This window comes from Alcanivorax quisquiliarum, assembly GCF_023051175.1.
GTDB classification, from domain to species: Bacteria; Pseudomonadota; Gammaproteobacteria; order Pseudomonadales; family Alcanivoracaceae; genus Isoalcanivorax; species Isoalcanivorax quisquiliarum.
In genome coordinates this window covers 68,302-90,610 of record NZ_JALKII010000008.1, presented here as the reverse complement: position 1 = coordinate 90,610, position 22,309 = coordinate 68,302, and the positions used below count along the sequence as shown (strand labels likewise).

Annotated in this window: 18 protein-coding genes; 10 read left to right on the top strand and 8 right to left on the bottom strand. The window is 62.0% G+C overall.

The window, feature by feature from the left end:
- Positions 1–251 precede the first annotated feature (251 nt).
- The 4 genes from MU846_RS11940 to MU846_RS11925 all read right to left on the bottom strand — a co-directional run bounded on the left by MU846_RS11940 (position 252) and on the right by MU846_RS11925 (position 3,331).
- Positions 252–1,184: a nucleotidyl transferase AbiEii/AbiGii toxin family protein gene (locus MU846_RS11940; RefSeq protein ID WP_246953016.1), complete on the bottom strand. Its 933-nt coding sequence runs from the start codon at positions 1,182–1,184 to the stop codon at positions 252–254.
- A complete protein-coding gene (locus MU846_RS11935) occupies positions 1,177–1,935 on the bottom strand; it encodes a type IV toxin-antitoxin system AbiEi family antitoxin domain-containing protein (RefSeq protein ID WP_246953014.1) in 759 nt (252 codons plus the stop codon). Before MU846_RS11935 ends, MU846_RS11940 begins: the two co-directional genes overlap by 8 nt.
- Before the next feature lie 307 nt (positions 1,936–2,242).
- Entirely contained in the window at positions 2,243–2,674 is a 432-nt protein-coding gene (locus tag MU846_RS11930) for a VOC family protein (protein WP_246953012.1), read from the bottom strand.
- Positions 2,675–2,716: 42 nt separating this feature from the next.
- Positions 2,717–3,331, bottom strand: coding sequence for a glutathione S-transferase family protein (locus MU846_RS11925; RefSeq protein ID WP_246953010.1), 615 nt, complete (start codon positions 3,329–3,331; stop codon positions 2,717–2,719).
- Between the two features lie 123 nt (positions 3,332–3,454).
- On the opposite strand from MU846_RS11925, the gene MU846_RS11920 reads away from it, so the two are divergent.
- Together MU846_RS11920 and MU846_RS11915 are read left to right on the top strand one after the other, a co-directional pair.
- The gene (locus MU846_RS11920; protein WP_246953077.1) at positions 3,455–3,802 is read left to right on the top strand and encodes a LysR family transcriptional regulator; all 348 of its coding nucleotides are present in this window, start codon (positions 3,455–3,457) and stop codon (positions 3,800–3,802) included.
- A 13-nt stretch (positions 3,803–3,815) separates the two neighbouring features.
- On the top strand, positions 3,816–4,148 hold the full coding sequence (locus MU846_RS11915; RefSeq protein WP_246953008.1) for a hypothetical protein: 333 nt from the start codon (positions 3,816–3,818) through the stop codon (positions 4,146–4,148).
- Between the two features lie 171 nt (positions 4,149–4,319).
- Here the strand turns inward: MU846_RS11915 and MU846_RS11910 are convergent, their stop codons facing one another.
- Together MU846_RS11910 and MU846_RS11905 are read right to left on the bottom strand one after the other, a co-directional pair.
- Positions 4,320–6,356, bottom strand: coding sequence for a CocE/NonD family hydrolase (locus MU846_RS11910; protein ID WP_246953006.1), 2,037 nt, complete (start codon positions 6,354–6,356; stop codon positions 4,320–4,322).
- Positions 6,349–7,680, bottom strand: coding sequence for an ATP-grasp domain-containing protein (locus tag MU846_RS11905; protein ID WP_246953004.1), 1,332 nt, complete (start codon positions 7,678–7,680; stop codon positions 6,349–6,351). Before MU846_RS11905 ends, MU846_RS11910 begins: the two co-directional genes overlap by 8 nt.
- Before the next feature lie 452 nt (positions 7,681–8,132).
- On the opposite strand from MU846_RS11905, the gene MU846_RS11900 reads away from it, so the two are divergent.
- Positions 8,133–8,657 carry a DUF4142 domain-containing protein gene (locus tag MU846_RS11900; RefSeq protein WP_246953002.1) on the top strand — a complete coding sequence of 175 codons (525 nt, stop codon included), beginning with the start codon at positions 8,133–8,135 and terminating at the stop codon, positions 8,655–8,657.
- A 178-nt stretch (positions 8,658–8,835) separates the two neighbouring features.
- On the top strand, positions 8,836–10,086 hold the full coding sequence (locus MU846_RS11895; RefSeq protein WP_246952999.1) for a cytochrome P450: 1,251 nt from the start codon (positions 8,836–8,838) through the stop codon (positions 10,084–10,086).
- A 10-nt stretch (positions 10,087–10,096) separates the two neighbouring features.
- On the opposite strand, the gene MU846_RS11890 is transcribed toward MU846_RS11895, so the two are convergent.
- Both MU846_RS11890 and MU846_RS11885 read right to left on the bottom strand, forming a co-directional pair.
- A complete protein-coding gene (locus tag MU846_RS11890) occupies positions 10,097–11,197 on the bottom strand; it encodes a mechanosensitive ion channel family protein (RefSeq protein WP_246952997.1) in 1,101 nt (366 codons plus the stop codon).
- A 53-nt stretch (positions 11,198–11,250) separates the two neighbouring features.
- On the bottom strand, positions 11,251–11,760 hold the full coding sequence (locus tag MU846_RS11885; protein ID WP_246952994.1) for a ferritin-like domain-containing protein: 510 nt from the start codon (positions 11,758–11,760) through the stop codon (positions 11,251–11,253).
- Between the two features lie 432 nt (positions 11,761–12,192).
- On the opposite strand from MU846_RS11885, the gene MU846_RS11880 reads away from it, so the two are divergent.
- From MU846_RS11880 to glgB, 6 genes are all read left to right on the top strand, one after another.
- Positions 12,193–13,032, top strand: coding sequence for a ZIP family metal transporter (locus MU846_RS11880; protein ID WP_246952992.1), 840 nt, complete (start codon positions 12,193–12,195; stop codon positions 13,030–13,032).
- Positions 13,033–13,232: 200 nt separating this feature from the next.
- Complete coding sequence (locus MU846_RS14770; RefSeq protein WP_371738935.1) at positions 13,233–13,673, top strand: con-10 family general stress protein; 441 nt, start codon at positions 13,233–13,235, stop codon at positions 13,671–13,673.
- A gap of 170 nt (positions 13,674–13,843) precedes the next feature.
- Positions 13,844–14,698 (top strand): SDR family oxidoreductase, encoded by an 855-nt coding sequence (locus tag MU846_RS11860; protein WP_246952990.1) that lies wholly within the window; start codon positions 13,844–13,846, stop codon positions 14,696–14,698.
- Entirely contained in the window at positions 14,691–16,772 is a 2,082-nt protein-coding gene (locus MU846_RS11855) for an alpha-1,4-glucan--maltose-1-phosphate maltosyltransferase (protein WP_246952989.1), read from the top strand. Before MU846_RS11860 ends, MU846_RS11855 begins: the two co-directional genes overlap by 8 nt.
- Positions 16,762–20,025 (top strand): maltose alpha-D-glucosyltransferase, encoded by a 3,264-nt coding sequence (gene treS / locus MU846_RS11850; RefSeq protein ID WP_246952987.1) that lies wholly within the window; start codon positions 16,762–16,764, stop codon positions 20,023–20,025. The genes MU846_RS11855 and treS overlap by 11 nt, the downstream gene beginning before the upstream one ends.
- Positions 20,018–22,285, top strand: coding sequence for a 1,4-alpha-glucan branching protein GlgB (gene glgB / locus MU846_RS11845; protein ID WP_246952984.1), 2,268 nt, complete (start codon positions 20,018–20,020; stop codon positions 22,283–22,285). The genes treS and glgB overlap by 8 nt, the downstream gene beginning before the upstream one ends.
- Positions 22,286–22,309: the final 24 nt, after the last annotated feature.

Below are 22,309 nucleotides of genomic sequence, written 5' to 3'. Positions count from 1 at the left end.
AGTTGGTAGAGCGCAACCTTGCCGAGGTTGAGGCGGGGCGCGCAGCCTCGCGAGTTCGAACCTCGTTTCCCGCTCCAAGCTCTCTATCCGTCGTATCCGTGGACAGCACCAACATCCAAGGAGACGTCCGGTTCTCGAACAGGAGTAGCCTGCTCCAGGGGCAGACGCCTCAACACTTTTTGTCTTTTCAGAAAAACAAATAAGAAACGGATATCGGTGCAACCGCTTTTCTCAGGGGCAGGTGTACTGTGTTAGCCCTCGGTGGGTGAGGCGGCAAAGCCTGCGTCAAGCGCGTCAGCTTGCGCAATAAAGTCTTGTGGGCGCCGCTGCTGGAAAGTGTTCAGGTTCGCAAGCTTCCAGCGTAGGGCCGGTAACTGCTCTGCATGTGCACATTGCAAAAGTGACCAGTCGGGTTGTGCACGGGCCAAACCGCTGAGAAACCGTTGATGGGCGGCACTCAGTCGTTGCGGCAGTTCACGGCGCAATCGGGCACGGGTGGCGAGCAAGGTTTCCAGCGTACAAGCCACCTCAGTCATGCCGACGAAGGCACGTTCATATTCTCCTGAGATATCCTTGTCGTTACCAAACAGCACTTCATGAATTGGTCGGTTGTGTCCCGCCAGATAAACCACGAAGCATTCGATCATTGCATCGGTCAGGCCGCCGGTTTCGAATAGTTGCCAGGCATCAAACAGGTCTCGCGGATGCTGTCGGTCCAGAGCGGCGATTAATTTGCCGGCATAAAGTTCGTCAGGTGCCAGCGTTGGCACTTCGAGCTCAATTCCAAACAGATTGCTTGTTCTTGAGCTCAGCCGCCGACGCTCTACGGGTAGCACGGTGCCCCGAAATACCGCATTGACCTCAAGCTTTACCTGGCTGGTTTCGTTTTCCGCGATCAATTTGGCATCCAGGCTGTCCCGGCTGCGAAGCAGGCGCGTCTGCACGCCGAAGCGTTCGAGCCGCTGTGCGATGGCGCTCAGCTCCTTGCTGATGGCTTGCAACGCCTGCTCACGCGAGCTCTGCCAAGGGATATAAACCAGGTCTATATCCACGGACAGGCGAGGCATCTCCTGCACAAAAAGATTGATGGCAGTGCCGCCTTTCATGGCAAAAATATCGTTGTCGAACACGTCGGGTGCGATGCTCAGTAACAGGCGAACGGTGTCGGCGTAGTATTTATCCATGAGGCTTCAGACTCAGCAGGGTTCCATCATCGAGCCGGCTCATCCAGCGTTGGTTACTGCCAGTGCGTATCGGGTATTGCTCAAGCAAGGCATCGATGTCGACAATGCCTGTTTCGCGCGCCCAGGTCAGGAACAGACGCACGGCTTTAACGCTGGTGCAGCAAGACAACAGCTGCCCGAGTACCTGCTTGCGCGGTGAGCGCAGGCCATCGAACAAGTTGCGGGCTTCTTCGAGGCTTTGCCGGGTTCCGGCTTCGTAAAGCAGCTCCAGCACGGCACGTTCCGGCACCGCCACTCGCAGCCCGGGCGGCTGCCCCGGTGGTGCGGTCAAGGTTTGCTCAGGGAGCGCGTCGTCGAGCCAGTCGAACAGTCTGGCGTTGACGTACCGCGCTGGAAAGCGCGCGGTGAACCAGGTCGGCAGCACAAAACGGACATCACCCCAAAGGATGAGAGTCTCCTGACCAGCCAGATTGTGCCGCACGCCTTGCAGAGCCAGAGCACTCTTGCCGCCGAGGTGCAGGCCGGCAACCCTCTCTTGCAGAAACCGTAGCCCCCCGTATACGTCGAAGTCATCGTTAGGGAAGGCATAGACCCCATGAGCCAGGCGCACCAGCCAGCCGCTGTTGGCGTAGCGGGCAGCCAGTTGAGGCGACACGCCGAAGGACTCGAGCACGGCGAGATCGAACGGGGCTCCACGGGGCAGCTCCGCCTGAAGGCGCTTGATTATCTGGTGTCTCGTTTTTGAACTCATGAGCTATATTTACAGCAATATCTAATCATCCGCCACTCACACAGTTGGATTTTATACGGATAAATAGCCTCATGGTTTAACTTTGCGTATGAATCTAATCAAATTTGAGGGCTCTCGACGATAGGCTCTCGACGATAGGAGAGCCGACCCGAACTCTGGCCAAAACTGCCGGTCGCGGTGTCAGACGGTCGAAATCGCGCATTCCAACCTTGTTTCCCGCTTCAGCTCACTGCTTGGCCCCCATCGGCCCGGCTGTCGCAAGAAGGCGCCGCAGGGTTCCTTTGCTGTTTCTCATGCCGCGTGTGTGTCATAACACCTGCGGCTCGGCTTCGCCGTTCAGAATCTCGTTGAACTCCAACACATTCAGATCCGGGTCATGGATAAAGCAGACGATACGGCGGCCGTGGCCCATTGATACCGGCCCTTCGCTTATCGGAATGTTTTCCCGCGCAAGCCATGCCACCAGTGCGTCCATGCTGGGAATGATAAAGGCGGCATGGGTGTAGCCAGGTCGCTTTATCGGTGCGTCGAGCAGCACGTTGCCCTCGCTGGCGGGTTCGCCGTTGTAGATCAGATGAATTCTCAGGCCGGTCGGGTGAACCAGGCCGCTGGCTTTGGCTGCCGGGGCGAATTCGTCGGGGTCGCGCTGGAAGCCCAGTTTGGCGTAAAAGCGCTCCGCAGTGGCGAGATCGCTGACGCGGATGCCGATGTGGTCGAGGCGTAGTGTGTCAAAGCGCATAGCGGTGCTCTCCACGTGATCGAGAATGGGCGGGGCGACGGTTCAGGCTTCAAGGCCGGCTCTGGTGCGTTGGAACGGGATGAATCCGGGTAGCGCTTCGATCTGACGCAGCCAGCGGCGCACGTTGGGGTACGTGGAGATATCGACGTTCCCTTCGGGGGCGCGTTCTGTATAACTGTATAACGCAATGTCGGCGATGCTGGCGGCCTCGGTTGCGGCGATCCACCGGTGTGTTGACAGTGTGCTTTCCATTACGCGCAGGGTGTCATGGGCGCGGCGGATGACTTCGTCTGCATCAAAAGAAGCGCCGAACACGGTAATGAGGCGTGCGGCGCAGGCGCCATAGGCGATCTTGCCGGCGGCGACGGAAAGCCAGCGTTGTATTCTGGCCTCGATGGCCGGGTCGGTGGGCAACCAGTGGGAAGGGCCGATTTTTCTGGCGGCGTAGACAAGGATCGCCAGCGAGTCGGCGATGATAGTACCGTGATCGTCGAGCACCGGTACTTCGCCAAAAGCGTTCAGGGCGAGAAACGCTGGCTGCCGATGCTGGCCCGCTGGCATGTCGACTGCTACCAGTTCGTGGGTGATGCCGGCGACCGACAGGAAAAGTGCGGCGCGATGTGCGTGCCCTGACAGGGCGTAATGATATAGCTTCATGGGAATTACTCTGTTCGGTAACGGGATACTCAGTATGGCCGTCAACCTCGACGAGATAATCAGCCGGCGCCGCAATTCAGTATTGCGGTGCCGGATAATAATCAGGCCAGTTGCGGGGGCGTGATGGACAAGCTGCGAACACTGAAAACATTTATCTGTGTTGCTCAACAGGCAAGTTTTGCAGAGGCCGCGAGGCAACTGGATATGTCGGCGGCCAGCGTGTCGCGGGCGGTTGCGGCGCTTGAGGCACAGTTGGGCGTGCAGCGGTTGAGGCGGACGACGCGCAGTGTGCGGCTGACGCAAGAGGGCGTAGATTTTCTCGCTCGATGCCAGGCGGGAATCACTGAAATCGAGAGTGCGTACGAGATCGCTCGCAGTGGGCAGTCGGGGCCACGCGGCACAATGACCAGGGCAGCGCGGGTCAGTTTCCATGAAGGCTATATCGATACCGCTCCTGCCGGGGCCCTTTGATGGGGCAAACCGTTTGCTGACATTGCACTTTCTGGCGCCGCCGCAGCGGCTGCAAACATTGAAAGCACTGCAACAGCGCCTGCGCCCCGGCGCACCTTTGGTGGTGGCGCATCACAGTTTTCCGCGGGTGTCGCAGGATCTCTGGCTGCGCCGCAACGCCAACCTGCTGATGGCCAAAGGTGTTCCCGCAGCACAGGCAGAGGCCGGCATCAGCACCATGAAGGAGCGCCTCCCTGCGCTGTCGCCGGCAGCGGATGAGGCGCTGCTGGCGGAGGCCGGGTTCACTGATATCCAGTTGTTCTATGCAGGCTTCACCTTCAAGGGCTGGGTGTGCTATCGCGCTTGAGAAACCTGGTATGTGCGGTCATACCTGTTCCGTTGTCCGGAAAAAAGGTTCCGCTTGAAACAGCGGTTCGTCAGAAACAAGGCTGCCTGACATATAGCCGCGTTGCGCCGCGCCCACTGCTTCCCATTCCGCAAGATGGTGCTTGCATGTTGAGCCGGCGCCCGCACTTGTTTACAGATGATCGCGCGGAATGGCGTAATCCCAGTTGTCCGAATAAATGCGGTTACCGTCTTCGTATGCATCCAGCTGGGCGTGGATGCGGAAGGTGGTGGCATCGCAGCGCAGCAGGGTGCGAGTGGTGACGCGCACCTGCCAGTCTTCGCGGTGAAATTCTCGTTCGGTGAAGGTTTCGCCTTCCGCCGAAAGCACATCGTTGTGACGGATGCGATACCACTCGCGGGTGGCGCGGCGCACGGCGGTATCGGTTTCGGTGATATGAAAACAGCCCTGATCGTTGATCACTTCCAATGTTGAACTGTTGTCGGCCAGATCTCGGATCACGCGCCAGGCATGTTCGCCGGGCAGGCGCCGGGTGGTAGCCAGCGGCGGTGCGCTTTCGGGTGCCGCAAACGGCGCGAGCGATGCATCCTGCGGTTGTGCCGGCCGTTGTGGCAAGACCAATTCGCAGCCGCCGGTGTTGATCATCAGGCGAGTGGCGGTGGGCGAGGGCCAGGCCAGCGGCCAGTAGCTGCTCGACACCGACAAGCGCAAACGATGCCCGGCGGGGAAATACTGGGCGATGCCGTTGAGATCCAGGCTGACGCGATAATACCGAAACGGCTCCAGCAGCGTCGGCTGCTCATGGCTGTCTCGATGGCAGAGATTGAGCAGGCCGTAGGTGACGCGGGTGGCTTCGCCATTGGGTGCCACATCGCTCAGGCGCACGGCCAACATGGCGCGCGGTGCGTCGGCGGCGATGTCGAGGGTGATGCGTGGCTGGCCGAGAATGGCCAGCCCCCGTGTCAGCGGTGCGCTCTGGAACACCAGTGCGCCGCCATCTTCCTCGCGCTGATCGCCGGGCAGATCTGGCGTGGCGGCGTAGGAGCACCACTTGCCGGCGAACATGCCGACGCTGGTGGGCGAGCTGACACTGAGGACAGTGCTTTCTTCCGTGCGGGGGTGGGCATTGGTGATCGGCAATAATTGATGGGGGGCCAGTTGCCAGCGTTGCGGCTGGATGCCGGCACCGGGCCAGCCGGTTTCGGCGATCCAGCGGCCGGGGCGGTCTTCGTAGCTGGTGTCCGGCGGCACGCTGTCCTGCTGCCAGGCGCGCAGCATGGGTTCGTCCATGATGCCGGTGTCGATATCCTTCAGCCAGTGATCCCACCAGCGCAGGCATTCCTGCAAAAAACCGATAGCGGGGCCGGGCACACCTTCATGGGGGTATTTGTGCCCCCAGGGGCCGATCAGCCCTTTCCGGGGCACCTGCAAATGTTGCAGCAGTCGGAAGATGGTATTGGTGTAACCGTCGGCCCAGCCGCCGATGGCGTACACGGGGCAGGTGACAGCGCTGTAGTTTTCGCATACCGAATTGGTTTTCCAATAATCCGTGCGGCGTTGGTGGCGCAGCCATTTTTCCAGCCATAGTCCCGAGCCGGCGAGGCGCTGCTGCCACATATCGCGCCAGCGATCCTCGCCGACAATGCGCGGGTCCGGCGGCAAACTGTTGAAGGCAAACATGACCGTGGCCTCCGAGAGATTGTCGCCAAGCAGGCAACCGCCCATGTAATGCATATTGTCGGCGTAAACATCATCACTTGAGCAAACCGTGATGATCGCTTGCAACGGTGCCGGTGCCTCGGCGGCCACCATCAGGCTGTTGAAGCCGCCCCAGGAGATGCCCATCATGCCGACGTTGCCATCGCACCAGCGCTGCGCTGCCAACCAGTGGATCACGGCCACGGCGTCGTCTTTTTCCTGGCGCGTATATTCATCAGTAAGCACGCCGTCGGAATCGCCACTACCGCGCATGTCCACACGCACGCAGGCATAGCCGTGGGCGGCCAGCCAGGGGTGGGTAAGCGCGTCGCGCGCGCGGGTGATATCCCGTTTGCGGTAGGGGATATATTCCAGAATGGCCGGCACCGGATGTTGCAGTGCATCAGCAGGCAGCCACACGCGGGCCGCAAGCCGGGTGCCATCGGGCATGGTGATGAACAGGTTTTCGATTTCATGCACTTTATCAAGCGCGCTGGCCTGCTCAGTCATGGTGTGCTGCTCCTGCCGCTTGCGCGCTGCGGGCGCCTTGTGGCAGCAGCGGTTCAAAAGCAAAGGGCAGCGCTTGCAGGCAAGCCTGGTAATTGGCCAGCAATGCTTCGCGGCTTTCGGCGCCGAGGTAGATATCCCCCAGCTGGTAGCAATAACTGTCCTGATTGGGCAGCGTCGACAGGCGCATGCCCGGGCTCACGTGCAGACGGATATCAAGCCCTGGAAAACGTGCGGCAAGGGTTTGCATGTCGCGTTTGTCGGGTACCGCAGTAACGATGGCATCATCCGGGTAGGGGATGCTGAATTTGCCCGCTACCGGATAGCGGCCCTCGCCACGAGGCATCTGCGGCGTGCGGCCGAGCAAAACATCCAGCGCCACTTCGTGATTGGACACGCCATCCACCATCACAAACATTTCGCTATGGGATTGCGAGATGCGGGTATTGAACTCGATCACGCGCAGCTGATCTGTCGCAGCATCCCAGATGAACTCCGCATTGAAACAGCCATTGTCGAACCCGATATGATGCAGGAATTTACGACACGCTTCGGCAATATCTTCCTGCACACTACGTGGCAGCGACGAAGGATAAATCAGGTTTTCGTAACGCTGGCCGGCGGCATCGCGCTGCATGTCGAACAGCCCGTGAACCTGGAAATGTCCGTCAGCCACCGAGCCTTCCGGCGCCACCTGAACACCTTCCACGATTTCCTCGATGATGCAATGGCGCCCACCGATACCGTGCAGTGAGGCGGGTAAATCAATATGGGCAAGTGCCTGATCAAAGGCGTCGCCCAGATGGCCGATACCGGCGCGTATTTCTGCCAGCGCCTGTTCGAGATCGGCTGTGTTCTCGATGCGGAATCCCAGCTGTGATGAAAATGATTTGACCGGCTTGATCCAGAACGGAAACGGCAGGCCAATATTATCGGCACTGTGCTCGGAAAAAGGGTCAAGCACGCTGAAGCGTGGCACATATTCGGGAATTACCTGTTGCTGCAACAGGCGGCTCCAGTATTTGTGCTCGCACATCAGCACGCTCTCCAGGGACGGCGAAGGGAGCGCCTGATCGCGAGACAGCATGGGCACCAGCACGCTGGTGGGGAAATCCCAGTGGGCGATCAGGCCGGTAATGGGCACGCCGAGCGCGGCCAGGGCGGTGCGGCATTGCTGTAGCAAGGCATTGAAGTCCACCTGCCCTGCTTCCACCAGCGTGCGCACATCCAGTAATGGGTGGAACAGGCAGTCGCCGGCGTTGCGCAATGTTTCCAGCTCGGTGCGCTGGCAATCTGCCAGCGCGGGGATAACGATGTGGTGTGGCATGGCCGGCTCTCCTGAACAGCAACAAGACTGGGCCCGGCAGCGTGCCGGGCCAGGCGGCACGGGCGGCCGATGCAGCAGATATCTGACACGCTAGGCGAGGGCAGCGCCGAAGGGGTGTAAAAAAGCGTTATGTCGCGCCGGCCGGGCAACGTGGATCACATAAAGCGTGCCTGCTATGGCAGTACCGGCGAAAAGGCGAGCAAGCCGGATTCGCGGGAGCCCATACCGGAGCAGCAGCTGACCAACCGCTGCAAAGTGCGAACTGCTGCATGAGAAGCACGCAACGGTTTTGCAACCTGAGGCGGCCTTTGGGCAGGGTAGGTGTCTGCGCTGCAATGGTGCCTCAGGCTGACAAGGATACGACATGCGGGGGCATTGTTCGGGCATACCAGAAACCGATATTACTCAACCAAACACGCAATCAGACAACCAAAGAGGACAAGGAGTCAGCCATGCGGATTCGTTATGCACTGCCGGTAATGTTTTGCCTGGTTGCACTCGCAGGTGGGCTGGGCGCATCAGCCCGTGCCGACGAGCAACCGATGACGGCGGACAATTTCCTGACCACGGCCTCGGCCATGAACAAAGGTGAAATAAACGCTGCCGAGATGGCGCTGAAGCAGGATGACGCAGCACAGGAGATCAAGGGCCTGGCAGATCAGCTTTATCGAGATCATCAGCGGCTCGGTGAACAGCTTGAGCAGCTGGCGCAGTCACGCACGCTGTCGCTGGCGGCCACTGCGGATGCGCGCAGCCTCGGTAATGCGGCACGTCTGGCGGTGCTTGGCGGGGCCAATTTTGACGAGGCGTTTCTGGAGACACAGGTTGCGGCGCACGAGCGTTTCATCCGGCTGATGGAGCGCGCCGCGCAGGAGCTGGAGGATGATGAACTGCGGGAATTTGCTCGTATGCAGGTAGCACCCTTGCGCGCCCATCTGGAACGGGCAAAAAAGCTGGCGGCCTCACGTTCTGAATGAGGCCGTGGCGTTGGCTGGCCGGTGGAACGTGCCGGCCTTGTCTGTTTTTATGTCTGCGGCACTGGCGAATCTCTTCATGGCCGAGTAAGGCGGAGGCGACCTGGCCGGCTTGGCCCTGTCGGCCAGATCCGCTCGAGGCGACCCGCTCGACGCGACCCGATCTACATGAGCAGACAATATGAGTTCGATTCCGTATGCACCGGGGTTTGACAACAGTCTGGCCCTGCTTGCCGAAGGCTACGCTTTTATCGGCCGTCGTTGTGAACAACTCGGATCAGATCTGTTTCGCACACGCTTGCTGATGCAGGATGTGATTTGCCTGCGCGGCCAGGACGCCGTGGCACTGCTGTACGGCGACAACCGCATACAACGGCAGGGCGGCATCCCGCACAGCACGTTGCGGCTGTTGCAAGGGCCGGGCAGCGTGCAGACGTTGGAGGGCACAGCGCATCATCATCGCAAGGCGATGTTCATGGGCATGATGGGCGAGGCAGCGCAGGCAAAGCTGGTGCGCCATTACGCCTACGGCTGGCAGCAGGCGTTACAGAGCTGGCAGCAGCGTGCCGAAATCCGGCTCAAGGACGAGGTACCTGCGGTGCTGTTGCAGGCGGCCCACGCCTGGGCAGGTATTGCTCTCCCGCCGGAACAGATCCCGCGCCGCGTCACGGAACTGGTGGCGATGGTCGAAAACGCCGGCCGATTCGGGCCCGGCCACTGGCGCGCCAGATGGCTGCGGCAGCGTTGTGAATACTGGGCACGCAAGCATGTGCGGGCGGCGCGGCAACAGCCGGCGGCGGAGGTGCTGACACCGCTGGCGCGTATCGCCCATCACCGCGACGAAAAAGGCGCGCTGCTGCCTGAGCACGTGGCCGCCATCGAACTGATCAACCTGTTACGGCCGCTGGTGGCCGTACACCGATACGTGCTGTTTCTGGTGCTCGCATTGCATCAGCATCCCTATTGGGAGAATGCCTTTCGCCAGGGGGACGAAACGCATCTTGACGCCTTCGTGCAGGAAACCCGGCGTTTCTACCCATTCTTTCCGTTTGTCGGTGCCAGAGTGCGCCAGCCGCTGACGTGGCAAGGCTATCCGCTGGCGCGCAACCAGTGGCTGCTGCTTGATCTCTATGGCACGGATCACCACCCGACACATTGGGCAACCCCGCAACTTTTTTTACCCGAGCGGTTTCAGGCCCGGCCGGCCGAAGTGCCCGTGGCGCAGGGCGGCGGCAGCTTCACCGCCAGCCATCGCTGTGCTGGCGAGCCGCTGACGGTAGCGCTGATGAAAGAGACGGTTCGGCAATTGACCAAGATGCGTTATCGGCTGCCGCCGCAAGATTTGTCGATCAGCCTGCGGCGCATTCCGGCCATGCCGGCCAGCGGTGTTATTCTCAGCGGCGTCTCGCAGCGCCGAGCGCCCCATCAGTGACGGCGGCGCCTCAGTGCCGTGAGGTAAGGGGCCCGTCGGGCGACGAGGATTCGTCCTCGTTCATCATCTGTTGCCAGGCCGGGCCGGGCTCGATGCGCCGGATTGGCAGGGCGAAGCGCACCCCCATCTCTTGCAGGCCGGAGAGCAGCGCCAGGTTGATGTCCTGCTGGATATCCATATAGCGGTTGTAATCGGCGCTGAGCACGATATAAACCACTTCGATGGTCAGGCGTTGTTCGTCAAACGCCAGGAAATGCGCGCGGTCAAAGCGCGCTTCCGGCTCATCGCGGATGACTTGTTCCACCAGCCGGGTGACAGCACGGATTTTATCTGCATCGGTGTCGTAGGTGATGCCGAAGCGAAATTCCACCCGTCGCGTTTCCATGCGTTTGTAGTTGCGCACCACCTGCGCCAGCAGATCCGCATTGGCGCAGACAATCTGTTCACCGGAGAGGCTGCGGATGCGGGTGGTTTTCAGGCCGATGTGTTCGATGCTGCCGGCGACGTCACCGAACACCACAAAGTCGCCGATCTCGAACGGTTTGTCGATACCGATGGCGAGCGAGGCAAACATGTCGCTGAGCAGGGTTTGCACCGCCAGTGCTACGGCAATACCGCCGACACCGAGGCCGGCCACCAGTGCAGTGACGTTGATACCGAGATTGGCGAGCACCGACAAGCCCATCACTGACCACACCAGCATGCGCAGCATGATGCTGATCAGCAAGGTGGTGACCGGGTTGCGATCACCGTCGGCGCGGGCGATGCCGCGCACCCATTCGCGAATACCGTGATCAAGCCATAGCGCAGCCTGCAACGCCAGCACCAGGAACCAGCCGTGAGACAGCGGGATGGCCCAGGCGGGTGGGAGTGTCGCTGCCTTGAGGCCGAGCAGCAATGCAAACAGTGCCACCAGAGTGCGGTGGGTGTGTTGCAACATGCTGGCAACGTAGCCGATGGCGCGCCGGTCGCTGTGCGCACTGTGCCGCTGTAAACGCCGCGCCACGGCCTGTAGCAGAAACTGGATGACACAATAGCTGACCACGGTGACGCCCGTAGCAATCACCACATCAGCCCAGCTAATCTGCTCCACAAGCGCTTGCCAATCCATGTCGGCCATCCTCGGCACAGGTCAACGGCACGGAGTGTTCCGTGCCGTGCGCATCAGCGTTTTGCTGCGCGGTGGGCGGCTTCGTCGCGTGCCAGAAATTCCTGCGTGAAGCGCGCCATATGCGTTTCCAGCCAACTGGCCATGGCTTCCTCTTCTTCACAGATCCGCTCGCAGATATTAGCAGTTTCCAGATCCTGCTCTTCTTCCGCTGCGGCCACCAGAATACGATAGGAAGCGATCTCCATGTGCTCAAAGGTATAGCTGGCGAGCAGCCCCTTCACCACTTCATCGCCGCTGAGCATGTTGCCCATCGCCTGCATCATGGCGCTAAAGCGCCCCGCAGTATCCTTCACCACGGATGCATCCACCCCGCGCCGCTTCATGCAGCCCTCCAACTGGTTTCGTTGCGCCTGGGTTTCGGTGAGATGCTGTTCGACGCGGGCTTTCAGTTCGGGATAATCATCCAGACGTTTCGCCTGCGCGGTCAGCATGTGCTCGGCCTGAACTTCCATTGCGTGTGCGTCGCGGAGCCATTGATCCAGATGTTTGGCTGTTTCGGTCATGGTTCTCTCCTTGAGTTTTGGCCTTGAGTCCTGGCCTTGGGCCTCGGTCCTTTTGTCTTGAGGCATCTGCCTCGCTGTAATCCGTCAGCGTCCGGCATTGATGAAACTGATTGCCGGATTTATGGCTGCGACCCGGCCAGGTATCGGGGAGTTCATGCAGCTGCACAACGTTGTTATCCGTATCGAGGAAATCAACCCAGCACGGCCGGGCCGCCGACAGGGCTGGTAGCCTCCGCCTGAAGCGGGCCTCGACGGCGCAGTACACGAACTGCCAACAGTAGCGCGCAGCGTGGGCTATCGATGCGCGGCTTGCGAGCGCTATGGTAGTTACGGCCCGCTGCGACAGAGTGTTGCGCACCGCAGCACATCGATGCCGCGACATTGAGGCGAGATTGACACAAGAGGATGCACCCCATGCCGGAGAGCCACAGCATGCCAGCCAGAGGGTCCACGGGGCGGCTGCGCGCCGCGAATGCCATCTGGCTGGCATTGGCCGGCCTGCTGCTGGTGCTGGGTGTGGTGGCTTCGCAAGCAGGCCCGCCGGGGCGGGTGGCGCTCTACGGTGGCATGATCTGCGCCGGCGGCACGGCGCTTGGCGGGCTGTCCTGCATGGTGCTGCCGTTCATGCAGGTGCTGAATCGTTATCTGCTGGCATTGGGCGCGGGGATCATGCTGGCCGCGGTGGCGTTTTCCTTGCTCGGCCCGGCACTGGCGCTCGTGCCGGGGAGCGCTTTTCCCGTGGTGCCGGCGCTGATTGCCGGGGCGCTGGCGCTGCTGGTGCTGGACTGGTGTATCAGCAATGCCTGGCGGCACGGTGGCCGCGACGATACCTCGGCGGCGGGCATGTTGCTGTTGGCCGTCACCCTGACGCTGCACAATTTGCCGGAAGGGCTGGCGATCGGCTTTGCGGCACTGTCTCCGGTGCGCGATGACGTGCTGGCCTGGGGCATTGCCGCACAGAACGTGCCGGAAGGTTATCTGGTCGGCTATGCCTTGATGCGGGCCGGCTTTGCACGCGCCACGGCGGTGGCGGCGGCGATAGCCTCCGGGCTGGTGGAGCCGCTGGCGGCAGTTACAGCGACGCATTGGGTGCTGAGCGAGATGGCCTTGGCGGCAGCGCTGGCCTGTGCTGCGGGTGCCATGCTGGCGGCGTTGATGGCGCTGGTGATGCCGGCCATTGCCTGGCAGGACGTCACCCATCGCCGCTGGCTTGCCGGCGCCGTCTGCCTCGGTTTTGCGTTGCTGCTGGCGTTGGATGCAGGGCTTTCCTGATCTGTCTGCTGGCGTTCAGAGGGACTGGCTTTTCTTGCAGTGCGACACAGATAAGACGCCCGCCTGCAACTCACAGGTGAAATGATTCACACGCGCCACAAGAGCAACGAACCTCCTCCTCATTTCCGCTTTCTCATGTCACGACGGGGCAATTCCGTCCCGCCATTGACGACTCGAACATATGTGATGAGGAGAACGAGATGGCTACGCATCAAGGTGGAAAAGGCAATTTTGCAGAGGACCGCGAACGCGCATCGGAAGCTGGCAAAAAAGGCGGCCAGATGAGCGGCGGCAACTTCAAGAACGATCCGCAACGGGCCGCCGAGGCCGGCCGCAAGGGCGGTCAGCAGAGCAGTGGCAACTTTCAGAATGACCCGCAACGTGCTGCCGAGGCTGGGCAGAAAGGCGGCCAGGTGAGCGGCGGCAACTTCAAGAACGACCCGCAACGTGCTGCCGAGGCCGGCCGCAAGGGCGGTCAGCAGAGCAGCGGCAATTTCCAGAATGACCCGCAGCGTGCTGCCGAAGCCGGGCAGAAAGGAGGCCAGGCCAGCGGTGGCAATTTCAGAAACGATCCCCAACGTGCCGCGGAAGCCGGTCGCAAGGGTGGCCAGCACAGCCAGGGTCAGGGCGCACGCCCCTGAGCGAGCGGGTAGCAAAAGGATGAAGAGAGCGAAGAGCCGGGCGGAGCCGCTGCTTCCGCCTGGTTTCGGCATCCGTGCTTGTGCCGAGTGGCCAGCCGAGCTGCCCGGTTTTCTTCGGATCTGAAACCGACGCCCCGATGGCAAGGGGTGGCAAGGAAAGGAGCCGTGCCATGTCCGATCAGACCATGCCTCCGCAGCACCAGCCCCGGCAGCCGGGCCGCGAAGGCGCGATGCACCCGGAGCCGGTGTATATCGCGCCCGGCTATCGTGGTTCAGGGAAACTGCAAGGTAAAGTGGCGCTGATTACCGGCGCGGATAGCGGCATCGGTCGTGCCGTCGCGTTGCACTTTGCGCTGGAAGGCGCGTATCTGGCGCTGGCATATCTGGATGAACACGACGATGCCCGCCACACCTTGGAAGAGGTAGAGCGTGCCGGCGCCGAGGCAGCGATGTTTGCCGGTGATCTGGCGCGAGAGTCATTCTGCAACGAAATCATCGACGCCGTCGTGCAGCGCTGGGGCCACATTGATGTGCTGGTCAATAACGCCGGTGAGCAGCACCCCACCGAGCGGTTGGAAGATATCCCGCAGGAACAATGGGAGCGCACCTTCAGCACCAATATGTTTTCCATGTTCATGCTCACCAAGGCGGCGCTGCCACATATGCAAGCGGGCGGTGCGATCATCAATACCACCTCGATTACTGCCTACAAGGGCAACCCGGTGCTGCTGGATTATTCTGCCACCAAGGGCGCCATTACCTCGTTCACTCGCTCGCTGGCGATGAACCTTGCCGAGCGTGGCATTCGCGTCAACGGCGTGGCGCCGGGGCCGATCTGGACGCCACTGATTCCGTCCACATTTGATGAAGAGTCGGTAGCGCAGTTCGGCGCCGACACCCCGATGGGCCGCCCCGGGCAGCCCAGTGAAGTGGCGCCTGCGTTTGTTTATCTCGCCTGTGACGATGCCTCTTACGTCAGCGGCCAGGTGCTGCATGTCAATGGAGGCGTGGTGGTCAATGGCTGAGCAGGGGGCAGCGGAAATTGCGGTGCGTCGCGCCGTTGCCGCGCCTCGCATTGTCATTGACGAGATAACGCCCGCAGTGGATGGCGGTCGCTTTGCCGCGAAAGCCGACGAGGCCACGGCAGTGCCGGTCGCCGCCACGGTGTTTTGCGACGGCCACGAAGCGTTGCAAGTGCGGGTGCTGTGGCGCAGAAGGGGCAGCCGCCGCTGGCAGGCGCAGCCCATGGCACCGTGCGGCAACGATCGCTGGCAGACAATGCTGGCGCCGCTGCTGCTGGGCGATTACGAGCTGGCCATCGAAGCCTGGATCAGCCCTTTTGATAATTTGCTGAACCGTTTGCAGGCACGTTTCGAAGCCGGTTTTGCCGTGCAGCAGGAATGGCTGGATATGGAGCGCTTTCTGTTGGCACTGGCTGGCGCAGGTGATGAGCCGCCAGAGGCAACGTTGACGGCGAAACTGGATGTGTTGCGGCAACATCAGGCGTGCGGCGAAGTGTTGCTGTTACTTGCGCAATTGCACAATGCTGCGCTGCGGGAAGCGGTGGCATCGCTGGCACCTCGCCCGCATAGCGTGCGCAGCAACCGGTTGCCGTTGCGGGTGGAACGATTGCGTGCCCGGTTTGCCAGCTGGTATGAATTGTTTCCTCGTTCACAGAGCGGCTCACCCTTGCGGCATGGCACGTTGCGGGACGTCATTGCCCAGCTGCCGCAGATTCGCGCCATGGGGTTTGATGTGCTGTATCTGCCGCCGATCCACCCGATCGGCCAGACACACCGCAAAGGCCGTAACAACAGCCTGGTGGCGGGCCCGGATGATCCCGGCAGCCCGTATGCCATCGGTGCGGAAGCAGGCGGGCACGAGGCACTGCACCCGGAGTTGGGTTCGCTGGAAGATTTTTCCGATCTGGTCGCCGCGTTGCATGAACAGGGTATGGAGCTGGCGCTGGATTTTGCCGTGCAGTGTTCGCCGGATCACCCCTGGTTGCGGGAACACCCTGGCTGGTTCGACTGGCGTGCCGATGGCAGCTTGCGTCATGCGGAGAACCCGCCGAAGCGTTATGAGGATATCGTCGTGCCGGATTTTTATCAGGCCGATGCGGTGCCGGCGCTGTGGCTGGCATTGCGCGACGTGGTGGAGACCTGGGTACGTCGTGGTGTGATGATCTTTCGTGTGGACAATCCGCACACCAAGCCGTTGCCATTCTGGGAGTGGCTGATCAGTGATATACGCGGCCGCCATCCACGGGTGATATTCCTGTCGGAAGCCTTTACCCGGCCGGCCATGCTGCACCGCCTGGCCAAATGCGGTTTCAGCCAGAGCTACAGTTATTTTACCTGGCGCAACGACAAGGCGGCGCTGACAGAATTTTTTATCGAGCTGGCGAGCAACGATACCGCCAACTATCTGCGCCCGCACCTGTTCGTGAACACACCGGATATCAACCCTTATTTTTTGCAACACGGTGGCCGGGCTGCGTTTCTGATCCGTGCCGTGCTGGCGGCCACCGGTGGGGGCCTGTGGGGTATTTATTCGGGCTTTGAAATCTGCGAAGCGGCGGCGTTGCCGGAGCGCGAGGAGTATCTGGACGCGGAAAAATATCAGTTACGCCCCCGGGACACTTTTGCACCGGGCCATATTCGTGCCGAGATCACCTTGTTGAACAGGCTGCGCGCTGCGCACCCGGCATTGCAGACCCAGCGCGGCTTCACTGCCTACCAGGCCTGGAATGAACATATCTTTTATTTTGGCAAGCATGTGGCGGGCACGGATGAGCACATACTGGTGGCTGTTTGCCTGGAGCCGTTCGACGTGCAGGAGGCGGCATTTGAAGTGCCTTTGTGGGCGTTGGGGTTGCCCGACGACGCCACGGTAGATGTGGAAGACCTGTGCAGCGGCGAGCATTTTCACTGGCACGGCAAGATACAACACATGCGCATTGATCCGCTGCAACAGCCGTATCGAATCTGGCGCTTGATAGCGCCGCCGACATCATCGGAAGGGCCGTCACAGCTGTCAGCCGGTATCGCCGGCAACGGATCGGTCACGCATGAGGGAGGCAGGCCGGATGACTACTGAGGCCAGCGGCTGGTACAAGGATGCGATTATCTATCAGCTGCATGTGAAATCCTTTTTCGATGCCAACCACGATGGCACCGGCGATTTTGCCGGCCTGATCGAAAAGCTGGATTACATTGTCGATCTGGGTGCCACGGCGGTCTGGCTGCTACCGTTTTATCCCTCGCCCCGGCGCGATGACGGCTATGACATTGCCGACTATCGAGGCGTGCACCCGGACTACGGCACGCTGGCGGACGTGCGACGTTTTATCCGCGAGGCGCACAAGCGACGCTTGCGTGTGATTACCGAGCTGGTGGTGAACCATACCTCGGATCAGCACCCGTGGTTCCAGCGTGCCCGGCAGGCGCCACGAGATTCTGCCGCACGGCGCTTTTATGTGTGGTCGGACACCGATCAGAAATATCAGGATGCGCGCATTATTTTTCTCGACAGCGAGCACAGCAACTGGGCCTGGGATGCGGTCGCCGGCCAGTACTTCTGGCACCGGTTCTATGCCCACCAGCCTGATCTGAATTACGACAACCCGGCGGTGCTGCGCGAAATCATGGCGGTGTTGCGCTTCTGGCTGCGCGCCGGTGTCGATGGCTTGCGCCTGGACGCAGTGCCTTACCTGATCGAGCGCGACGGCACCTCCTGCGAAAACTTGCCGGAGACCCATGCCATCCTGCGGCGTATCCGCGCCGAAACGGAGCGCCTGTACCCGGATTGCATGTTGCTCGCTGAAGCCAATCAGTGGCCGGAAGATGCGGCGCAATATTTTGGTGACGGCGACGAATGCCATATGGCGTTTCACTTCCCCTTGATGCCGCGGATGTACATGGCGATTGCACAGGAAGATCGATATCCGATCACCAACATTTTGCGGCAGACGCCGGCTATTCCCGAGACGTGTCAATGGGTGATTTTTCTGCGCAACCACGATGAACTGACGCTGGAGATGGTCAGTGATCGGGATCGGGATTATCTCTGGCAGTGGTACGCAGACGATCCACGGGCGCGGATCAATCTGGGTATTCGCCGCCGTCTGACGCCGTTGATGAACCGCGATCGCCGGCGCGTGGAATTGCTCAACGGGCTGTTGCTTTCCATGCCCGGCACGCCGGTGATTTATTACGGTGATGAGCTGGGCATGGGCGACAACCTGTATCTGGGTGATCGCGATGGCGTGCGCACACCGATGCAGTGGAGCGGGGACCGCAACGGCGGCTTTTCGCGGGCTGATCCCGCAGCGCTGGTGTTACCACCGGTGATGGACCCGCTATACGGCTTCCAGACGGTGAACGTGGAAGCCCAGACCCGCGATCCGCATTCACTTCTGAACTGGACCAAACGTATGCTCGCCGTGCGGCGCGAGCACCTTGCCTTCAGTCGCGGCGATCTCAGTTTGCTGACTCCGCAAAACCGCCGCGTGCTGGCTTATATGCGCCGCCACCAGAGCGCCGATGGCGAGCAGGAGCTGTTGCTGTGTGTGGCAAATCTGGCCGGCAGTGCCCAGGCGGTATCGCTTGATCTGGCCGCTTATGCGGGCCAGGTGCCGACGGAATTGACTGGCGGCAGTCACTTTCCCGCTATCGGCGAGGCGCCCTATGTGCTGACGCTGGCGCCGTATGGTTTTTACTGGTTTGTGCTCGGCCCGGCCGGGGTCGATACGCCCGCTACAGAACCGGCACAGGAAATCTGGCCGGAACTGCCGACGCTGGTGGTGCGCAATACACTCGCTGAACTGGCGCATGGCGCGGCACCCGACTCGGCACATAGCGCTACACCAAGCGCGTCCTCTGGCTTGCTGGCAAGCGAGGTGCTGCCACGGTTCTTGTCCGGCAAGCGCTGGCTGGGTGAGCAGCCGCTGGCGCCGGCCGCGGTCGCCTATCTGTGCCCCTTGCCGTCACCAGATGATCCGGGCGCCTTGCTGGCGTTGGGCGAGATCGTGATTGGTGAGCGCCATTGGCAGTTGCCGATCGGCTTTCATGAGGAACATCTGGATCACCCGGTGCCACTGGCGGCAACCTTGTCGCGGCTGCGTCGCGGTGCGCGTGAGGGCCTGCTGGTAGACGGCCCTTGGGCAGACGGTTTTGCCCATGCGGTGATGCAGCATCTGGCCCCGGGCAAAACGCTGCCGCTGGGTGACGGCAAACTATGCTTCCAGCCGGAACCGGCAGCGGGCCTGACTGCCTCCGGTTATGAGCAGATCAGCGTGGCCACCGGTGAGCAATCCAACACCACTGTCTTCCTTGGCCATCAATGGATGCTGAAGCTGTATCGTGCGCTGGCGCCGGGGGAGCACCCGGAAGCCGCCATGCTGCGTTACCTGACCCGCGCCGGTTTCGCCGCCATTGCGCCGCTGGCTGGCGAGGTGTTTCGCTGCGATGCCGAAGGCCGGCGCTGGCAGCTGATGGTGCTGCAACGCTATGTGGTCAACGAAGGCGATGCCTGGCGCTGGTCGCTGGAGCGATTGCTGCACGCAGGCGCGCAGGCTCAGGTTCAGGCCAGCCTGCCAGCTGCGTTCGCGCGGCTGGCGGAACGGCTGGGGCGGCGGCTAGGCGAAATGCACACTCTCCTGGCGCAAGAGAATGACCAGGAGGGTTTCGGTCGCCGCGCACTGGCACCGGAGCAGGCGCAGACGTTGGCCCGCGACGTCGCCCGGCAGGTGCGCCAGGCGCTGGATGCAGTGCAACCGCACCAGGCCGGGTTGCCCGCATCGGCCGCCCGCGCCGCCGAGCAGCTGCTGGCCGGCAGCGAGACACTCGGGCAGCGGCTGATGGTGCTGGCAGAGCAGAGCATCGGCGGCGTGCTGTGCCGCGTGCACGGTGATCTGCATCTGGGGCAAGTGCTGGTGACGCCCGATGACGTGTGCCTGATCGATTTCGAGGGCGAGCCACTGCGGCCGTTGGCGCAGCGCTGCGCCTGGCACTCGCCCTGGAAAGATGTGGCCGGCGTGCTGCGTTCGTTCGCCTATCTGGCCGCCACTGCGCGCCAGCATGGGCCGGGCACGGCGGCCATGGATGCGCTGTGCAGTGCCTATGAAACCGTTTCCGCACAACGCTTCCTGCAAGCCTACCGGCAGGCCAGCGCGGCGGTGCCGCACCGCTGGGCCAGCGCCGGCGGTGAACAGGCCATGCTGGCGCTTTACAGCATCGAGAAGGCAGCCTACGAAGTGATGTATGAAGCCCGGCACCGGCCCGGCTGGCTGGCCATTCCGCTGACCGGGCTGGCGGCGCTGTTGGCGCCGGAGGGTAGCGAACGTGATTGACTCGCGCACCGACCCGCAGGCAGCCGCCTTGCCGCCGGAGCGGGCGCAGGCCATTGCCCGCGGCGAGGAACCGGATCTGTTTGCCTGGCTGGGGCCACACCCGTTACCGACAGGGCAAGCGGTGGTGCGAGCCTTCGTGCCTGGTGCAAAGGGGGTGACATTGCTGGAGCGCGCCAGCTGCACGCCGCTGGGCGCACTGCAGGCGGCGGGAGAAGAAGGGCTGTTCGCCATCGTATTGCCAGCGCCGGTGGATTATCTGTTGCGTATTCACTGGCCGGGCGGCGATCAGGACAGCGAAGACCCGTACCGGCTGCTGCCGATGCTCGATGCGGGTGTGCTGGCTCGTTTTCATCAAGGCGACCCCCAGGCTGCGCTGGCACTGGGAGCACGCCTGTTGCGTCATGGCGGTGTCGAAGGTGTGCGCTTCGCCGTCTGGGCACCGCACGCACGGCGCGTCTCGGTGGTGGGCGATTTCAACAGTTGGGATGGACGCCGGCATGTGCTGCACAGGCACCCCGGTGGTGTCTGGGAAATCTTTGTGCCGCAGCTGGCCGCCGGCGCGCTGTATAAATTCGAGCTGCTCACCGCCGATGGCCGGCGCTTGCTGAAGGCCGATCCGTTTGCGCGCCGTGCAGAGCTGCCGCCGGGCACTGCCTCCATCGTCGCGGCCAGCGAACTGGCGCATCAATGGCATGACGCCGCCTGGTGCGCACAGCGCAGCGCGCAGCCGCCCTGGGCAGCGCCGATCAGTATCTATGAAGCGCACGCCGGCGCCTGGCGCCACCTGCCGGGTGAGCCCGGCACAGCAATGCACTGGCAAGCGCTCACGGAAACACTGGTGCCCTATGTGCATGAAATGGGCTTCACCCATATCGAGCTGATGCCGCTGGCGGAATATCCCTTTGGCGGCTCCTGGGGTTATCAGCCGGTGGCGCTGTTTGCGCTGACCCAGCGCTACGGCAGCGAGGAGGCGTTTGCCGCTTTTGTGGAGGCGTGCCACGCGGCCGGTATCGGTGTGCTGCTGGATTGGGTGCCGGGGCATTTCCCCGGTGATGCGCACGGGCTGCATGAATTTGATGGCCAGCCTTTGTTCGAATATGCGCACCCGTTCGAAGGCCGGCACGCAGAGTGGGATACCTGGGTGTACGACTACCGCCGCCCCGAGGTGCGCGCCTTTCTGATCGCCTCGGCGCTGCACTGGTTAAGGCGTTTTCATCTCGATGGTCTGCGGGTGGATGCCGTGGCCTCGATGCTGTATCGCGATTACGGCCGCGCCGCAGGGCAGTGGCTGCCGAACCATCGCGGCGGCGTGGAAAATCTGGAAGCGGTGAGTTTCTTGCGGCGGTTGAATACGGCAGTGCATGCACAATGCCCCGGCGCGCTGGTGATCGCGGAAGAATCCACCGCCTGGCCGGGCGTCACCCATGGCCTGGCCGAAGGCGGGCTGGGGTTCGATTTCAAATGGAACATGGGCTGGATGCACGACACGCTGCGCTATATGGGCCGCGACAGTGTGCACCGGAGCTATCACGGGACGGATATCACCTTCGGCCTGAGCTATGCGTTTTCCGAGCGCTTTGTGCTGTCCGTGTCCCATGACGAGGTGGTGCATGGCAAGGGCTCGTTGCCGCAGCGAATGGCCGGCGATCCCTGGCAGCGCTTTGCCAATCTACGGCTGTTTCTGGCGCTGATGTGGACGCACCCCGGCAAGAAGCTGCTGTTCATGGGCTGCGAATGGGGCCAGTGGCGGGAGTGGCACCACGATCGCGAACTGGATTGGGCGCTCCTGGAGGCACCCGAACACGCCGGCGTGCAAGCGCTGGTGGCGCGGCTTAACCGGCTGTATCGCAGCCATCCGGCCTTGCATCAGGGCGATGCCGAGGCGGCCGGGTTCCAGTGGCTGGTGGCGGACGATCGGCGCAACAGCGTATTCGCCTGGTTGCGCTGGAGCCACGATCACGCGCCGGTGCTGGTGGTACACAATACCACTCCGGCGCCGATGGAAAATTATCATGTCGGCGTGCCGCTGCCGGGTGCCTGGGCGGTGTTGCTCAACACAGATCAGGTGGAATTCGGCGGCAGCGGCTACACCGTGCCGGCGACGGTGATGGCCGAAGGGCGTGGCTGCCACGGCCAGCCATGCTCACTGAGCCTGCGCTTACCGCCATTGGCCACGCTGGTGCTGGCGCCGGTAACGGCCGCCGATCGCGGCTCCCTGCCAGCGCAACCGAGCGGATTCGCGCCGAGGCGATCGACCTGACCTGGGCGTACGGCCCCGAGATCA

What these genes read in the sequence shown, in the direction of transcription:
- MU846_RS11940 (WP_246953016.1), bottom strand. Translation starts at nt 1,184, where the DNA reads ATGGATAAATACTACGCCGACACCGTTCGCCTGTTACTGAGCATCGCA.
- MU846_RS11935 (WP_246953014.1), bottom strand. Translation starts at nt 1,935, where the DNA reads ATGAGTTCAAAAACGAGACACCAGATAATCAAGCGCCTTCAGGCGGAG.
- MU846_RS11930 (WP_246953012.1), bottom strand. Translation starts at nt 2,674, where the DNA reads ATGCGCTTTGACACACTACGCCTCGACCACATCGGCATCCGCGTCAGC.
- MU846_RS11925 (WP_246953010.1), bottom strand. Translation starts at nt 3,331, where the DNA reads ATGAAGCTATATCATTACGCCCTGTCAGGGCACGCACATCGCGCCGCA.
- MU846_RS11920 (WP_246953077.1), top strand. Translation starts at nt 3,455, where the DNA reads ATGGACAAGCTGCGAACACTGAAAACATTTATCTGTGTTGCTCAACAG.
- MU846_RS11910 (WP_246953006.1), bottom strand. Translation starts at nt 6,356, where the DNA reads ATGACTGAGCAGGCCAGCGCGCTTGATAAAGTGCATGAAATCGAAAAC.
- MU846_RS11905 (WP_246953004.1), bottom strand. Translation starts at nt 7,680, where the DNA reads ATGCCACACCACATCGTTATCCCCGCGCTGGCAGATTGCCAGCGCACC.
- MU846_RS11900 (WP_246953002.1), top strand. Translation starts at nt 8,133, where the DNA reads ATGCGGATTCGTTATGCACTGCCGGTAATGTTTTGCCTGGTTGCACTC.
- MU846_RS11895 (WP_246952999.1), top strand. Translation starts at nt 8,836, where the DNA reads ATGAGTTCGATTCCGTATGCACCGGGGTTTGACAACAGTCTGGCCCTG.
- MU846_RS11890 (WP_246952997.1), bottom strand. Translation starts at nt 11,197, where the DNA reads ATGGATTGGCAAGCGCTTGTGGAGCAGATTAGCTGGGCTGATGTGGTG.
- MU846_RS11885 (WP_246952994.1), bottom strand. Translation starts at nt 11,760, where the DNA reads ATGACCGAAACAGCCAAACATCTGGATCAATGGCTCCGCGACGCACAC.
- MU846_RS11880 (WP_246952992.1), top strand. Translation starts at nt 12,193, where the DNA reads ATGCCAGCCAGAGGGTCCACGGGGCGGCTGCGCGCCGCGAATGCCATC.
- MU846_RS14770 (WP_371738935.1), top strand. Translation starts at nt 13,233, where the DNA reads ATGGCTACGCATCAAGGTGGAAAAGGCAATTTTGCAGAGGACCGCGAA.
- MU846_RS11860 (WP_246952990.1), top strand. Translation starts at nt 13,844, where the DNA reads ATGTCCGATCAGACCATGCCTCCGCAGCACCAGCCCCGGCAGCCGGGC.
- MU846_RS11855 (WP_246952989.1), top strand. Translation starts at nt 14,691, where the DNA reads ATGGCTGAGCAGGGGGCAGCGGAAATTGCGGTGCGTCGCGCCGTTGCC.
- treS (WP_246952987.1), top strand. Translation starts at nt 16,762, where the DNA reads ATGACTACTGAGGCCAGCGGCTGGTACAAGGATGCGATTATCTATCAG.